General features: G+C 63.8%; 15 protein-coding genes. 6 read left to right on the top strand and 9 right to left on the bottom strand.

Going from position 1 to position 13,958, the window contains the following annotated elements; genetic code table 11:
* From ACFSGJ_RS06565 to ACFSGJ_RS06535, 6 genes are all read right to left on the bottom strand, one after another.
* A partial coding sequence (locus tag ACFSGJ_RS06565) for a transposase (protein ID WP_390260194.1) occupies positions 1–233 on the bottom strand: 233 nt, incomplete at its 3' end.
* A 957-nt stretch (positions 234–1,190) separates the two neighbouring features.
* Positions 1,191–1,394: a GntR family transcriptional regulator gene (locus ACFSGJ_RS06555; RefSeq protein WP_390260193.1), complete on the bottom strand. Its 204-nt coding sequence runs from the start codon at positions 1,392–1,394 to the stop codon at positions 1,191–1,193.
* Positions 1,395–1,719: 325 nt separating this feature from the next.
* Complete coding sequence (locus tag ACFSGJ_RS06550) at positions 1,720–2,925, bottom strand: NAD(P)/FAD-dependent oxidoreductase (RefSeq protein WP_390260192.1); 1,206 nt, start codon at positions 2,923–2,925, stop codon at positions 1,720–1,722.
* A gap of 2 nt (positions 2,926–2,927) precedes the next feature.
* Positions 2,928–3,272: a non-heme iron oxygenase ferredoxin subunit gene (locus ACFSGJ_RS06545; protein ID WP_390260191.1), complete on the bottom strand. Its 345-nt coding sequence runs from the start codon at positions 3,270–3,272 to the stop codon at positions 2,928–2,930.
* Positions 3,269–4,039 carry an SDR family NAD(P)-dependent oxidoreductase gene (locus ACFSGJ_RS06540; RefSeq protein WP_390260190.1) on the bottom strand — a complete coding sequence of 257 codons (771 nt, stop codon included), beginning with the start codon at positions 4,037–4,039 and terminating at the stop codon, positions 3,269–3,271. The genes ACFSGJ_RS06545 and ACFSGJ_RS06540 overlap by 4 nt, the downstream gene beginning before the upstream one ends.
* A 7-nt stretch (positions 4,040–4,046) precedes the next feature.
* Positions 4,047–5,105, bottom strand: coding sequence for an aromatic ring-hydroxylating dioxygenase subunit alpha (locus tag ACFSGJ_RS06535; protein ID WP_390260189.1), 1,059 nt, complete (start codon positions 5,103–5,105; stop codon positions 4,047–4,049).
* Positions 5,106–5,355: 250 nt separating this feature from the next.
* Between ACFSGJ_RS06535 and ACFSGJ_RS06530 the strand changes: the two genes are divergently transcribed.
* Complete coding sequence (locus ACFSGJ_RS06530) at positions 5,356–5,844, top strand: MarR family winged helix-turn-helix transcriptional regulator (protein ID WP_390260188.1); 489 nt, start codon at positions 5,356–5,358, stop codon at positions 5,842–5,844.
* A 17-nt stretch (positions 5,845–5,861) separates the two neighbouring features.
* On the opposite strand, the gene ACFSGJ_RS06525 is transcribed toward ACFSGJ_RS06530, so the two are convergent.
* The 3 genes from ACFSGJ_RS06525 to ACFSGJ_RS06515 form a co-directional block, all read right to left on the bottom strand.
* Positions 5,862–6,062: a hypothetical protein gene (locus ACFSGJ_RS06525; protein ID WP_390260187.1), complete on the bottom strand. Its 201-nt coding sequence runs from the start codon at positions 6,060–6,062 to the stop codon at positions 5,862–5,864.
* Between the two features lie 66 nt (positions 6,063–6,128).
* Positions 6,129–7,349: a flavin-dependent oxidoreductase gene (locus tag ACFSGJ_RS06520; protein ID WP_390260186.1), complete on the bottom strand. Its 1,221-nt coding sequence runs from the start codon at positions 7,347–7,349 to the stop codon at positions 6,129–6,131.
* Positions 7,350–7,375: 26 nt separating this feature from the next.
* A complete protein-coding gene (locus ACFSGJ_RS06515; RefSeq protein ID WP_390260185.1) occupies positions 7,376–8,827 on the bottom strand; it encodes an aldehyde dehydrogenase family protein in 1,452 nt (483 codons plus the stop codon).
* Between the two features lie 384 nt (positions 8,828–9,211).
* Between ACFSGJ_RS06515 and ACFSGJ_RS06510 the strand changes: the two genes are divergently transcribed.
* From ACFSGJ_RS06510 to ACFSGJ_RS06490, 5 genes are all read left to right on the top strand, one after another.
* Positions 9,212–10,402: an ABC transporter substrate-binding protein gene (locus ACFSGJ_RS06510; protein WP_390260184.1), complete on the top strand. Its 1,191-nt coding sequence runs from the start codon at positions 9,212–9,214 to the stop codon at positions 10,400–10,402.
* A gap of 107 nt (positions 10,403–10,509) precedes the next feature.
* Positions 10,510–11,424, top strand: a complete 915-nt coding sequence (locus ACFSGJ_RS06505; protein WP_390260183.1) for a branched-chain amino acid ABC transporter permease — start codon at positions 10,510–10,512, stop codon at positions 11,422–11,424.
* 3 nt (positions 11,425–11,427) lie between these two features.
* Complete coding sequence (locus tag ACFSGJ_RS06500) at positions 11,428–12,426, top strand: branched-chain amino acid ABC transporter permease (protein WP_390260182.1); 999 nt, start codon at positions 11,428–11,430, stop codon at positions 12,424–12,426.
* Complete coding sequence (locus ACFSGJ_RS06495; protein ID WP_390260181.1) at positions 12,423–13,166, top strand: ABC transporter ATP-binding protein; 744 nt, start codon at positions 12,423–12,425, stop codon at positions 13,164–13,166. Before ACFSGJ_RS06500 ends, ACFSGJ_RS06495 begins: the two co-directional genes overlap by 4 nt.
* A complete protein-coding gene (locus ACFSGJ_RS06490) occupies positions 13,166–13,867 on the top strand; it encodes an ABC transporter ATP-binding protein (RefSeq protein WP_390260180.1) in 702 nt (233 codons plus the stop codon). The genes ACFSGJ_RS06495 and ACFSGJ_RS06490 overlap by 1 nt, the downstream gene beginning before the upstream one ends.
* Positions 13,868–13,958 lie beyond the last annotated feature (91 nt).

The raw sequence follows: 13,958 nt of genomic DNA, 5'->3' as shown, positions 1-13,958 counted from the left end.
ACCATGATCCGGGCGAAGACCCCGTTGTCACTCCAGCGCTTCCAACGGTTGTAGAGGGTCTTGGCGGGCCCGTATTCCTTCGGCGCATCACACCACCGCAACCCATTGCGGTTGATGAAGATTATGCCGCTGAGAACGCGGCGATCATCGACGCGGGGCTTGCCATGACTCTTGGGAAAGAACGGCTTCAGGCGTTCCATCTGGGCATCGCTCAGCCAGTAAAGATTGCTCATCGATCAGGTCTCCTTGCGGATCCTGAATCATGCCAAACGCCTGAAATCAATGGGTCTGGAGCCTAGACTACGCATTCTCCCCCCTCCGGTCTGATACGCTTCGCTGAGCATTTCACTCGCAATCACAAGTCCGTCGCCTCCTCCTGCGAAAGATTGTAGGGCAATGTTATGTTGACACGATCAAATGTCAACCCAGAAAGACCTGCGCCGAGCACCTGACCCAAAAAATCCAATATTTGTTGCGAATACCGTCAAGGAAAACACGCAGAAGTTGGGATGGACGCAGATGGATGGACTCGAGTCGACCGATGATGGTGCGCGTCAAACCATGCGATTCGCACGTCACTTTCAAAAGATTGTCCTGCAATCTAGAGCGCCGAGACCGGGACAGATTCCACGCCACGCGGGACCAGCCCAGTTGATCACTGTCCCCGCGCGTCGTGGCCGCCTCTTTCTCGCTCCGCCAGAAGCGCATCCGAAGCTTGACCCCGGCTACCGGCGCTCGACGGGCGCTGGAGCGATCCGGTGAAGGTCATGTGGTGGGGTGGCCATGTTCATGAAGCGGCTGGATTGGGGGCGGCTCGACGAACCCATCGCCTACAATCGACTGCAACACTATCCAAGTCGCCAAGTCGCTCCCGCGATGGCAACCGATATGCAGTCGGCCAGGGACAACGGTCGCGGGTCGATCAGCGTGACGAAACCAGCGGCGCCCGACAGGTGAGGCCTGCAGCGGGTTGAACCAAGTGTCGATACTGATGGTCAGAGGTGTTCGATCATCACCGCCCGTCGCTCAGGTCGCACCTGAGAGATCCTTGAGCAACTATCGCTTCTTCCCAAATTTGAACACGCGATCAAACTCTTCCTGCTCCATCCTCTGCACGATGCCATTCAGGCGCGCGACATGTGCGCGTGCGGCCGCTTCCGCGCCGGCTTCGTCACCATCGAGGATTTTTCCTAGCAGATCGACATGCTCAGAGGCGGACTCAGACCATCGTTCTGAAGAAGAAGCATGGCTTCTCGTAGCGGCCCGCGGCTTACCTTCAGCCGCTCTGTCAGCGCTGCTTCGGTAAGACGTTGGCCTACTACGAACTCCCCGCTCTGGATCGCATTTTCGATCTCAAGACGGATTCTTTCTACTGCTGACGCGCCATTCTTCATTTTTCATCCAGCGGCTAAACACCTGTTGCATAAGCCTTCATTGTAAGCATCTCAACGGGTAGTTCGGGATGACGGCAAGAGCGGCCCGTCGTTAGACAGCTCATCCGGCCGCGCCAAAGATCACGTCGGCCATGTCCACTGCAGCAGGCAGATCGGCGTTCAGCGAAGATTCCGGAGAGTGGAGCGCCTACCGGCTGGCACCGATAGGTCCACTATGTGCTGCCTGGGGTACTGACGCGCAATGCCTTTGCCTGAGCGCATGCACCGTCAGACTGTCAGGACAATGGCCCAACCGCACCAAGGGCTCTTGGCAGTCTGGTCCGGATCAGGTCGCCTGGACCAAACCAGGTGACGCGAGCAGCTTGTTCCATCCGACAGACGGATCAGCCAGCTCCTGCGGACTTGGCCGGATACCGCGCGACATCAGACGCCGCGCACCGGCGATGTCGCGTCCTGAATTGAGCGCGAACACGCCGCGGACCTCGCCATCGACGACAGCAAAGGCCGTGAAGGTGTCCGAGGACGGCACGCCGCGCACGACCCACTCCGGCTCGCCCGTCAGATCGCCGAGCACCTGGATGTTGAGGTCATACTGATCGGACCAGAACCAGGGGATTTCCCGGTAGGCTGTCAGGGTGCCGCCGGCAGTCAGACCAACGCAATAGGCCTGCGTCTCGGCCATCTGCCAGGATTCGCGCCGGATCGCGCCACGCCCGCCGGTCCCAGGCGCCCGCACCACCTCACCCGCGGCGAACACCTCGGGCAGGTTCGTGCGACCGAATTCGTCCACGAGGATGCCATCCGCGCAGGAGATCCCGCAGGCCTCGGCCAGCTCGACATTGGGCAGAACGCCGATCCCGACGACGACCTCGTCATATCGTTGCAGCAGTTCCGGCTCGGCCGCGCCGCCAAATACCAGCCCAACGCCCTCGGCACGATGACGCGCCTCGATCGGAGCGGTGAGAAAGGCCGGCAGCACCCGCGCCATTGCATGGGGGGCGGCCTCGAAGACATCGACCTCGGTGCCCTTGGCGCGGGCCGCCGCCGCCACCTCCAGCCCGATGAAACCCGCCCCCACGATGGCGATGCGGCGCCCCGGCGCCAGCCGGGGCGAAAGGCGGCGGGCATCATCGAGCGTCCGCAGAATGTGCAGACGCTCCGGGTTGACGCCGAAGTCGATCCGACGTGGCCGTGAGCCGGTGGCGATGATGAGGCGCCCCCATCCGATCGTCTCGCCGCTGTCGGTCTCGACGGTGCGGCTGTCAGGGCGGATGGCGGTGACACGCGTCGCAAGTCGGGTCTCTATCCGCCGGTCGGCATACCAGCCGGGGCCATAGGCATCGCCCCGCCCGCCCGCATCGGGATCGGCGAGCGCCTGTTTCGACAGCGGCGGACGCTCATAGGGCAGATGCGGCTCCTCGCCGACGAGCGCGATCGAGATCGCCGCGTCCGCCTGCCGCGCGCCCTCGGCCGCACGCCGGGCAGCCTGACCGCCGCCGAGGATGAGAACGTCGTAACGCTGCGTTTCCATCGTCAGGCCTTGGGCAGGCCGATGAGAATGTCATTGCCCTCGACACGCACCGGAAACGCCGGCAGATCGCGGTCGGCGAGCGGGCCGAAGCACTTGCCGGTGCGGATGTCGAACATCGCCTGATGCAGGGGGCATTCGATCTGATCGCCTTCGACGAAGCCCTCCGACAGGATGGCGAACTCATGCGTGCAGATGTCGCCGATGGCGTGGAGACTGCCGTCCTCCAGCCGGTAAAGGCCGATGCGGGTCTCACCGATTTTCACGCCGAAACCTTCGCCTTCGACGACGCGGTCCGCCGCGCAGGCCACATGCCACACGGTCTCGGTCTGGCTGTCTATATCGCTCATGGCATCAATCCTCCTCCGTTGATGTGCAGAACCTGTCCGTTGACGAACGCGGCCCCCGGCCCCAGCAGGAACAGGATCGGCCCGGCGATGTCCTCGGCCGTCGCGGCCCGGCCAAGGGGCACGGTCCGCGCATATGCCTCGAGATCGAACGTGTTCTCTTTCGATTCCCGGCCGGTTCCGCCGGTGAAAAACGCAGTGACCACGGCGCCGGGCGCCACGGCATTGGCCCGCACGGGCGCATGTTCGGCCGCAATGGACTTGGTCAGCGAAATGACTCCGGCCTTGGCGGCGCTGTAGGCCGAAAAGCGGGGCAGCGGCCGCACGCCCTGCCCGGAGGCCATGTTGACGATGGCGCCCGCGGGCGATTGCTTGAGGTAAGGCAGCGCGAAGGAGGCGCAGAGATAGATCGCGCGCAGGTTTCCGGCCAGGGTCTCGTCCCACTCGGCGGCGTCGAGTTCGCCGACCAAGGCCGCGCGATTGGAAAAGCCGGGGAGATTGACCAGACCGTCGATCCCGCCCAGCCGCTCCGCCGCCTCGGCCATGCCGCGCTCGACCTCACGCGGCGAGGTCGCATCAATCGCGACCGCCTGCACACCTGGCGCAGGCGGGTGCGCTTCGATCGAGGCCGGCAGGTCGGCCACGCAGACGGAAATCCCCAGATCGGCGGCAGCCTTGGCCAGCACACGCCCGATGCCGCCGCAACCGCCGACAATCACCAGCCGCGACCCGCGCGAAGGCGCGAGTCCGTTCTCGTATGTATTCGACATTCCTGGCCTATTCCGCCGCGATCTGAGATTTCTTGGCGGCTTCACGCTCCGTTACCTCGGCGGCGTGCAGACGCTCGAGGATACGGCGCGCCTGGATCCCGCCAGAGTCAGCGTTGATGTCGATCTGCGGGGCTTCGGGATGGGCCTCGATCGATCGCTGCTGCTTCTCGAAGATATCGACATCCTCAAGGAAGGCGGTCTTCACCTGCTCGAACACCATGTCGGTGACCGCCGCGTTGCCGGGCTCGAAATCATGCGCCTGAGCCCAGAAGTAATGCGTGGTGTTCTCGGTTTCCGGCGTGATGCAGTTGAGGTTCCGCATATGGATCCCGCCGGTCATGTTGCCCTCGGGGGCCCCGGTGCCGGTCGGCGTCGCGCCGACATGCAGACGCAGGAAGGCCGGCGGCGTGAAGTCGATGAATTGCCAGCGGTCGACGTTGTCGGTGAACCCGCCGGCCTTGACATAGGTGGGGGGCGCCGGCTTGTCGATGACCCAGCGGGACACCAGCACATTGTTCGGCTTGCGCGTCACCTTGACCGCCGCGTGCTCGGCGACCGCCGCGTTGCCGATGGTCGACTCGTGCACGAAGGCGAGGTGTGTCAGGTCGAGCAGGTTGTCGACGATGAGCTGCCAGTTGGCATGGACGTGGAAGAGATCGCCCTTGGCGCCCCAGTTCTCGTCGGTCATCCAGTGGAAATCGGGGATGAGTTCGGGATCGGCCTTCGCGGGATCGCCCATCCAGATCCAGGCCCAACGGTAGCGCTCCACGACCGGGTAGGTCTTGACGCAGGCCGTCGGCGGAATCATGTCCTGTCCCGGGATGCGAACGCACGCACCCTCGGTATCGAACTGGAGTCCATGGTACGAGCATTGCAGCCGATCACCGATCACCTTGCCGCCGGACAACGGCACGCGCCGGTGCGGACAGCGATCCTCCATGGCAACCACGGCACCCGCCTCGGTGCGATAGAGCGCAACAGGTTCGTTCAGCAGCGTCCGCGCAAGGGGCGTCCTGCTGATCTCGGTCGACCACGCGGCGACATACCAGTGATTGTAGAGAAACATCGCTTCATCCTCCCGAAATCGATGTGACGCCGTTGGCGCCTGGAGATTGTGGCTTGAGCCCGCACCCGCACTGGACCTCCAGCGGATGCTCCTGCATTGTTGGGTTCGGCAGCCAGCGCCACCCAACCGCTCCTCGCATTTTATTCCATACGGAAGTAAATAATGCAAGCGTCATGAAGGATAAACCTCGTATCATGCACTATTTTGAGGGTTTCTGATGGAAAAGTGTGATACTAAAGTTCAAGATGGAATGAAAATCAGGTCGTTGGCGATGTCCGAGAGCGGTGAATTCGATATCCACGACTACATCCCCTACCTGATCAACCGCGCTGCGATCGTGCTGGTGGAACAGTTCCAGTCCGGGCTTCAGGACTACGAGCTGGCCCGGATCGAGTGGCGGGTCCTGGCGATTCTGACCCAGCGCGGCCCCACCCGATTCGGCGCGCTGGCGAGCCTTTCCGCACTCGAGCCACCGACCCTGTCGCGCGTCATCGCGGCGCTTTCGAAGCGCGGGCTGGTCGTCAAGGCCAAGTCGGACAAGGACGCCCGCGGCATCATCATCGAACCGACCGCCGAGGCGGTGAAGCAGGTGCAGCGCGTCCTGCCCCATGCCCTGCGCGTCGAGCAGATCGCCACACAGGGTATGACGGAGGACGAGGCGCGCTTTTTCCTGCGGCTCCTGCAGCGCATCTGCGACAACCTCTCCCCTTGGGTCCCCGATGACGAGGCGCGGGACTGAACGTCCCGCCGCCTCCTTCACAGCAGCGTCTTGACCGCATCGATGAACCGGCGGTCAACGCTGATCAGGGCCACATCTTCGGGCAGCGAGAGGGTCCGGCGCTCGGTCTCGCTCACCGGCTTGCCCTCCAGCAGAATCTGTCCATCCGAAGTCAGGTAGATCGAGGGTGAACTCACGCCCTCTTCCGCCTCCCACACAAGTTCGACCTTCAGTTTCATGTTCTTCTCCTGGGATAGGTTTGGCACCTGGGACTGGCCGGAACGTCCGGCGTATTTTGGCTGAGCTTACGTTTCGGCTTTTGCGTATGCGGCGGTTTTGTAGCCGTCGGACAGCGCGCGGAGTTCGTCCTGGGTGATGAAGTCATCGAGATTGTCGAAGGGGCGGTCGCCCACGAGTTCCTCGACCCGGATGTTGATCAGATCGGGCGGCGCCGTCCGGTTCGTCACGACGATCTTGTTGCAGGCCGGAAGCCGCTCCGCCTCATAGGCCTTGAGCGCCTCTTCGGGCGGCAGGGTCGCGAGCCGATCGGCCACCACCCGCGCGTCGATGACGGCCTGCGCCGAGCCGTTGGAGCCGCGCGGATACATCGGATGGGCGGAATCGCCCACCAGCGTCACCCGCCCGAAGGACCAGCGATCGACCGGATCGCGGTCCACCATCGGGTACTCAAAAATCTCCGAGGCACCGGCGATCATCGCCGGCACGTCGAGCCAGTCGAAGTGCCAGGAGCTGAAGACGTCGGGCAGATCCGCAGGTTCGACCTTGCGGTTCCAGTCGTTCATCACCGCGTCGGGCGACTGGATCTCGGCCACCCAGTTGATCAGGTGATCGCCGGAGCCATCGTCGAAGCGGGCGATCGGATAGACCACCATCTTGCCGGTGCGGATCGAGCCGATGCGGATATAGGTGCCGCCGGTCAGGATCGGCTTCATCCGCGTCACGCCGCGCCAGGTGTTGATGCCGGCGAAGGCGAAGCCCTCGTCCGGATAGAACTGGCGGCGCACCGCAGAGTTCACCCCGTCGCAGCCCAGCACCACATCGGCACGCAGCGGCGCGAGCGCCTCGCCGGACACGGTGTCGGTCAGATGGATGGTCACGCCCTCCGCATCCTGCTCAAGGCCCGTGAAGGTGCGCCCGGTAACGATGCGGTCGGTGCCCAGCACGTCCTGCGCCTTGCGCAGCAGGACAAGATGCAGCCGCCCGCGATGGATGCCGACCTCCGGGTTGGCGTTTCCGGCCGACAGGCCGCGCGGCTCGCCGTAGATCTTCTGGCCGAACCTGTTGAAGAAGCAGCTCTCGACATTCTCGATCCCGGCGGCCACCAGTTCCGCCTGGATGCCGAGGGCTTCGTGTTCACGCATGGCGTGCGGCAGGATGGTGATACCGACGCCGAGTTCGAGGATCTCGGGCGCGCGCTCGTAGACCGTCGGCGAGAAGCCGCGCTTCTTGAGATTGATGGCGGTGGCGAGACCGGCGATGCCGCCGCCGATGATGGCGATTTCCATTGTCATTCCTCCCGTGTTCCCGGCGCTCAGATCGCGCCCGATTCCAGATAGACGTGCTTGGTTTCGAGAAAGTCGTTGAGGCCCTCGACACCGTGGAGCCGCCCCAGCCCGCTGTGGCCATAGCCGCCCGTCTCGGCCTCGGGGATCAGGCGGTTGTGGCAGTTCAGCCAGACCGTGCCGGTGCGCAGCGCGCGCGAGACCCGCATGGCGCGATGGATGTCGGCGGTGAAGATGCTGGCGGCCAGGCCATAGCGCGTGGCATTGGCCCGCGAGACCGCCCCGGCCTCATCGGAGAAGCGTTCGAGCGAGATCAGCGGCCCGAAGATTTCCTCCTGCACCAGTGGCGAGGCCACATCGTCGATCTCGAACAGGCTGGGCGTGACGAAGGCGCCTTGCGAGAGCGACCCATCGGGGATCTTGCCGCGCACCACCAGCCGGCCCTCCTCGGCCGCCTGCTCGACCAGGGCGAGGATGCGATCCCGATTGCCATGGTCGATGATCGGCCCCATCTGGCTGTCGGCCGCCGCGCCCGGCCCGACCTTGAGCGACGAGAACACCCCCGCGATGCGGTCGCGGAACGCGTCGTAGACGCGGTCATGAACAAGGAAGCGCGCGGCGGCGACGCACATCTGGCCCGCCATCACCAGAGAGCCGCGCGTGAGCTCACGCACCGCGAGGTCGAGGTCGGCATCGTCAAAGACAATCGCCGGGGCCTTGCCGCCCAGTTCCAGCGACAGCCGCTTGAGCGTCGGTGCGGCGGTGGCCATGATGCGCGCGCCGGTCCGGCTGGAGCCGGTGAAACTGATCACATCGACATCGTTCGAAAGCGCCAGCGCTTCGCCGACTTCGTAACCGCTCTCATTGACCGTGTTGACCACCCCGGCCGGCAGCCCGGCGCAAGCCAGCAGGCGGCGCAGCACGAAATCGTTGATCAGCGGCGTCTGCGGCGCAGGCTTGACCACGCAGGTGCACCCCACGGCCAGCGCCGGCGCGAGCGAGCGGATCAGCAGCGCGACGGGCGCATTCCAGGGCACGATGACGGCCGCGACCCCGATCGGCTCGCGGTTCAACAGCGACAGCTTGCCGGTGTCGCTCTCAAGCGTACGCCCGAACAGGTTGCGCGCCAGGCCCGCATAGTAGCGCAGTTCGGAGACCGAGAGCGCGACCTCGCCCGTCGCCTCGATACGCAGCTTGCCGTTCTCCGCGATGATCAGGTCGATGAGCGCCGCCGAATCAGCCTCCAGCCGGTCGGCGAATTCCAGAAGGACCGCGGCGCGCAGACGCGGCGTGCTTTGCCAGGTGGTGCCGAAGAACGCGCTTCTCGCCGCGCTCACCGCCTGGTCGGCCAGCGCTGCCGAGCCCGCCAGATAATGGCCCAGAACCTGGCCGCTGGAAGGGTCTACGCTCTCGGCCCGCACACCCTCCTCGATCCACTCCCCACCGATAAAGTGACCGGCCTGTCCAAGCGTTCCATGCATGGCGTCTCTCCTCCCGTATTGAGCTTAGGGCAGCTGTTCGCCGGTGCCCGCCTCTCCTGGCGCCGACCAAAGCCGAGGGTTGCATAGTTTATTTTAGTTCCACAGGAAACAAAAAAGATGCATGACCTTTGTGCAGAATCGATCGGAGCGCCCCACAATGCTGGGTATTCTTGCGTATCGTAGCGAAATTTTGCTAGAATTTGGCGTTGCCATAGTTCCAGATGACATGATATGCAGGCTAAGGTTAGTTTCAGACTGAACAATAAGTGGTGGCGTTTCGGCGGAGAGGCGCCGGCGCGTCGCGTTTGTGAGAGGTGCAGACACGGGCTGCCTTGATGCGGTCCCGAGGTTCGCGTGAACGATCAACACCCAGGGAGGGAAACCATGAAGTTCATCAAGTGCCTTGCTGTCGCAACGGCCCTGACATCGGCAGGGCTTGCCGCTGCGCAAGCCCAGGAGGGGCCGATCAGGATCGGCTTCATCACCACGCTGACGACACCCGCCAGCGCTCTCGGGCGTGACCAGGTCGACGCCATCAATCTTGCGCTGGAGCATATCGGCGGCGAGATTGCCGGGCGGCCGGTCGAGATCATCTTTGAGGATGACGGCGTAAGGCCGGACCTCGGCCGCCAAAAGGCCGAAAAACTGATCCAGCAGGACAACGTCGACGTCGTGGCCGGCTTCATCTGGACCAATGTGCTCCAGGCGGCGCAACGCCCTGTATTCGCTGCCGACAGACTGCTGATCTCGACCAATGCCGGGCCGTCGGATCTGGCCGGTGCGCGCTGCCATGCGAACTTCTTTTCGACCCGCGCCCAGAACGACATGGTGCCGCGCGCGCTTGGCGTCGCGCTGAACCGCCAAGGTGTCGAGAGGCTGTACATCATGGCCCCGAACTACGCCGCCGGCCAAGAGATGGTGAACGGCCTTACCGCCACCTTCGAGGGCGAGACTGTCGTAACCGACTTCACACGCTGGGGCGCCGATCCGCAGCTCGACTTCTCGGCGGAGTTGGACAAGGTTCGCGCTTCCGGGGCTGATTCTCTCTTCGTCTTTTATCCCGCCTCGGCCGCCGGCGCGTTTGCACGCCAGTTCGCCCAGTCCGGTCTGGCGGAGGAAGTGAGGCTCTACTCGGTCTATACCATCGACCAGATCAGCCTGCCGGTCTTCCAGAACGCCGGGATCAACGCAGTCCTCGGCACCCAGCTTGCGGACTATTGGTCGCCCGATCTCGACAACGAAGCCAACGCGCGTTTCGTTGCAGACTTCCAGGAGCGGTATGGTCGGCTGCCCTCCAACTATGCCGCCGCGGCATACGACCTGCTGCCGTATCTCAAGGCCGCCGTCGAACAATCCGGCGGGGACATTTCCGATATCGCGGCGGTTCGCGCAGCCCTTCGCGAGGCCAATTACGACAGCGTGCGCGGCTCTTATGAGGTCGGCAACAACGGCTACCCGATTGACCGCTTCTATTCGCTGGTCACTGTCGAGGGCGACATCTGGACGACGCAGATTCAGGAACTCGTTCTGGAAGGCGAAGCCGATCCCTACGCGGCCGACTGCCCGCTTGAATGATCGCGATGCGGACGCAGGTCGTGGTCGGATGAAAATCCGGCCGCGACCACCCTTAGCGGCAGGACAGCTGCAGCCCCACATTACATGAAAGCTCACCCACGATGGACATGACTCTTCTGGTATCGCAGGTACTGAACGGCATTCAGCTCGGACTGATCCTGTTTCTGCTCGCGGCCGGCTTGACGCTGATTTTTGGCATCCTCGATTTCATCAATCTCGCCCATGGGGCGTTCTACATGCTCGGCGCGTTCCTGGTGGCGACGGTGAGCATGTGGAGCGGCTCGTTCCTGCTGGGGCTTGTCGCTGCCGCCGTCATTGTCGGTATCATCGGCATCGCTGTCGAATACGGTCTGGCCCGAACGCTTTATCACCGCGACCACCTTGAACAGGTGCTTGCCACCTTTGGGTTGCTTCTCGTCGTCGACACCGCCGTTCACTACATCTGGGGGCCGGCCGGGCTGTCAGTGCCCTTGCCCACCTGGCTCGACGGATTCGTGCGCTTCGGCGGCATCACCCTGCCCGCCTACCGAATCTTCATCGTCGTCTGCGGGCTGTTGCTGGCGGCTGCGCTCTGGTTCGTCATCGCGCGGACCCGCATCGGCATGGTGGTGCGCGCCTCGGCGTCCAACCGGGCTATGGCCGAGGCGCTGGGTATCGAGACCAAACTGGTCTTCGCCGGGATCTTCGGCGTCGGAGCGGTGGTCGCCGGCATCGCCGGCAGCCTCGTGGCGCCGATCTCGGGCGCGTCGATCGGTATGGGCGGCCCGGTCATCATTCTTGCCTTCGTCATCATCATCATCGGCGGGCTCGGCTCGATCCGCGGTGCCTTCATCGCCGCGATGCTGGTCGGCATCATCGACACGCTCGGGCGCGCCTATATCGGCAGCGTCCTTGCCACTGTCTTCACCCAGAAGGTCGCCTCGACCGCCGGTCCGGCGCTCGCCTCGATCCTCATCTATCTCATCATGTGCGCCGTTCTCGCCTTCAAGCCCGAAGGCCTGTTCCCGCCTGCGAGCCGCTAGAACATGACCGACATGACCCAGACCCAACCCCGAACCGTCCGGAACCGCCCCACCACGGGCACGGTGCTGCGCTGGCTGGCCATTGCCGCCGGGATCGCAGGGCTTGCGTTCCTGCCCTATGTCTTCACCGCGGCCGGGCATCCGTTCCTTCTGGATGCGCTGGTGCGGATGATCATCCTCGCGATCGCCGCGGTCAGCCTGAACTTCCTGGTCTTCACGGCGGGACTCGTCAGCTTCGGCCATGCGGTGTTCTTTGGGATCGGTGCCTATGCCGTCGGCATCAGCGACCACTACGGCATCTCCAACGGCTTCTTCCATCTGGCCGCGGCCATCACGGTTTCAGGCCTCTATGCACTGCTGACCGGCCTGGTCGTGCTACGCACCAAGGGGGTCCACTTCCTCATGATCACGTTGGCCTTCAGCCAGATCGTCTACTACATCATGTTGGGCCTCGAGGAATACGGCGGCGATGACGGGCTGATCATCTACGATCCGAGCGCTTTCCCGCTGCTGGATCTTGGCGACCGGCTGACGCTCTATTGGGTGGCAATCGCCGTATTGTTCGCACAGATTTTCTTCTTCGTGGCGCTCAACAGGTCGCGCTTCGGCCTCGTGCTGTCAGCCGCGAAGGGCAGCGAGCGGCGGGTGATTTCCTCGGGCCTGCACGTCCGCAAATACCGGCTGGTGGCCTATGTCCTCTCGGGCATGCTGACCTCTTTGGCGGGCGTGCTGTCAGCCAATCTTACCGGCTTCATCACCCCCCAGATCATGGACTGGATGCGATCGGGCGAGCTGCTCTTTGTCGTCACCCTGGGCGGCATGGGAACGGCGCTGGCGCCGCTAACCGGCTCGGCGCTCTTTATCTTCCTTGAAGAGATCCTGTCGTCGATGACGGTCTACTGGCACTTCTGGTTCGGCCTCTTCCTGATCGTTGCCGTGATGTTCGGCGGCAAACGGTTCATGAGCCTCGTGTTCACCGCCTTGAGGAGGACGCCGAAATGAGCATTCTGGCTATCCAGTCCCTGCGCAAGACCTTCGGCGGCCTTGTTGCTACCAACGACGTGTCACTCAGCATCGAAGAGGGCGAATGCCACGCGCTCATCGGTCCGAACGGCGCCGGCAAGACGACGCTGATCTCGCTGCTGATGGGCGACATGAAGCCCAATTCCGGGTCGATCTCGCTGCGCGGCAAGCCGATCGACGGGCTGCCAGCGCACGCCCGCGTACATGCCGGTATCGCGCGGTCCTATCAGGTGACCAACCTGATCCGGAAACGCAGCGTTCTCGACAACATGCGGCTGGCGCTGATCGGCCGCGACGGCAGCGCCTTCACCTTCTTCAAGCCGTTGAGCCGGGAAACGGCGATGACGGACGAGGCCCATGACTGGCTCGACCGCTTCGGCCTTTCCAATCGGGCCGAGGATCATGTGGCCGACCTGTCGCATGGCGAGCAGCGGGCGCTCGAACTGGCGCTGGCGCTGGCGGCCAAACCGGCGGTGGTGCTGCTGGACGAACCGATGGCGGGGCTCGGGCGCGAGGAAACCATCGCGATGACGGCCATGCTCAAGAAGCTGCGCGGCAGCGTCACCATCTTGCTGGTCGAACATGACATGCACGCCGTCTTCGAGCTCGCCGATCGCGTGACAGTGCTCGTCAGCGGCACCGTCCTGATCACCGGCGCGCCGGACGAGGTGCGGTCCGACCGCCGCGTGCATGAAGTCTATCTGGGGGAGGAAGGCTGATGCTCGAACTGCGCAACGTAGAAAGCGGCTACGGCGCGGCCAAGGTGCTGCACGGCCTGTCGCTGACTGTCTCCGAGGGCGAGGTGATCACTCTAATGGGCCGCAACGGGATGGGGAAGACGACGACTGTCCGAACCATCATGGGCCAACTCCGGCATGACGCCGGCGAGACGAGCTTTCGTGGAACCCCCATCCGTGGGGTTCCGATGCCGAAGATCGCCAGGCTCGGCATCGGGCTGGTGCCCGAGGGCCGGATGATATTTCCGAACCTCACCGTGGAGGAAAACCTGATCGCGTCCTCGGGCAACCGCTCGGGCTCGGCGAACCCTTGGACGGTTGACAGGTTGTTCACGCTGTTCCCGAAGCTCGAAGAGCGCCGGCATTCGATGGGAAACCTCCTGTCGGGTGGTGAGCAGCAGATGCTGGCCATCGGCCGGGCATTGATGACCAACCCGCACCTGCTGATCCTCGACGAGGCGACCGAGGGTCTGGCGCCGGTCATCCGCGACGTCATCTGGACCACCCTGCGCCAGTTGAAGGATCTCGGGCAGGCGATCCTTGTCATCGACAAGAACATCGCCGCGCTCTCGCGCTTCGCCGACAGGCATTATGTCATGGAGAAGGGCGTCATCGTGTGGGAGGGCGACGGCCCCGCGCTCGAGCGCGACCTCGAGCACGTGCGCACTTATCTCGTCGCCTGATCGCGATGGAACATCGCGGCTGGCCTGGACGGGCCAGTCGGCCTGCACCGTCGGACATGGGTTTTTCCCCGGTTCTGAGGAGCAAGCCAAG

This window comes from Halodurantibacterium flavum, assembly GCF_042681825.1.
GTDB classification, from domain to species: Bacteria; Pseudomonadota; Alphaproteobacteria; order Rhodobacterales; family Rhodobacteraceae; genus Halodurantibacterium; species Halodurantibacterium flavum.
This window is presented reverse-complemented; position numbering and strand designations above follow the sequence as displayed.

Coding starts and splice junctions, on each gene's coding strand:
- ACFSGJ_RS06500 (WP_390260182.1), top strand. CDS start 11,428: ATGACCGACATGACCCAGACCCAACCCCGAACCGTCCGGAACCGCCCC.
- ACFSGJ_RS06525 (WP_390260187.1), bottom strand. CDS start 6,062: ATGAAACTGAAGGTCGAACTTGTGTGGGAGGCGGAAGAGGGCGTGAGT.
- ACFSGJ_RS06535 (WP_390260189.1), bottom strand. CDS start 5,105: ATGTTTCTCTACAATCACTGGTATGTCGCCGCGTGGTCGACCGAGATC.
- ACFSGJ_RS06490 (WP_390260180.1), top strand. CDS start 13,166: ATGCTCGAACTGCGCAACGTAGAAAGCGGCTACGGCGCGGCCAAGGTG.
- ACFSGJ_RS06550 (WP_390260192.1), bottom strand. CDS start 2,925: ATGGAAACGCAGCGTTACGACGTTCTCATCCTCGGCGGCGGTCAGGCT.
- ACFSGJ_RS06510 (WP_390260184.1), top strand. CDS start 9,212: ATGAAGTTCATCAAGTGCCTTGCTGTCGCAACGGCCCTGACATCGGCA.
- ACFSGJ_RS06495 (WP_390260181.1), top strand. CDS start 12,423: ATGAGCATTCTGGCTATCCAGTCCCTGCGCAAGACCTTCGGCGGCCTT.
- ACFSGJ_RS06515 (WP_390260185.1), bottom strand. CDS start 8,827: ATGCATGGAACGCTTGGACAGGCCGGTCACTTTATCGGTGGGGAGTGG.
- ACFSGJ_RS06545 (WP_390260191.1), bottom strand. CDS start 3,272: ATGAGCGATATAGACAGCCAGACCGAGACCGTGTGGCATGTGGCCTGC.
- ACFSGJ_RS06555 (WP_390260193.1), bottom strand. CDS start 1,394: ATGAAGAATGGCGCGTCAGCAGTAGAAAGAATCCGTCTTGAGATCGAA.
- ACFSGJ_RS06505 (WP_390260183.1), top strand. CDS start 10,510: ATGACTCTTCTGGTATCGCAGGTACTGAACGGCATTCAGCTCGGACTG.
- ACFSGJ_RS06540 (WP_390260190.1), bottom strand. CDS start 4,039: ATGTCGAATACATACGAGAACGGACTCGCGCCTTCGCGCGGGTCGCGG.
- ACFSGJ_RS06520 (WP_390260186.1), bottom strand. CDS start 7,349: ATGGAAATCGCCATCATCGGCGGCGGCATCGCCGGTCTCGCCACCGCC.
- ACFSGJ_RS06530 (WP_390260188.1), top strand. CDS start 5,356: ATGAAAATCAGGTCGTTGGCGATGTCCGAGAGCGGTGAATTCGATATC.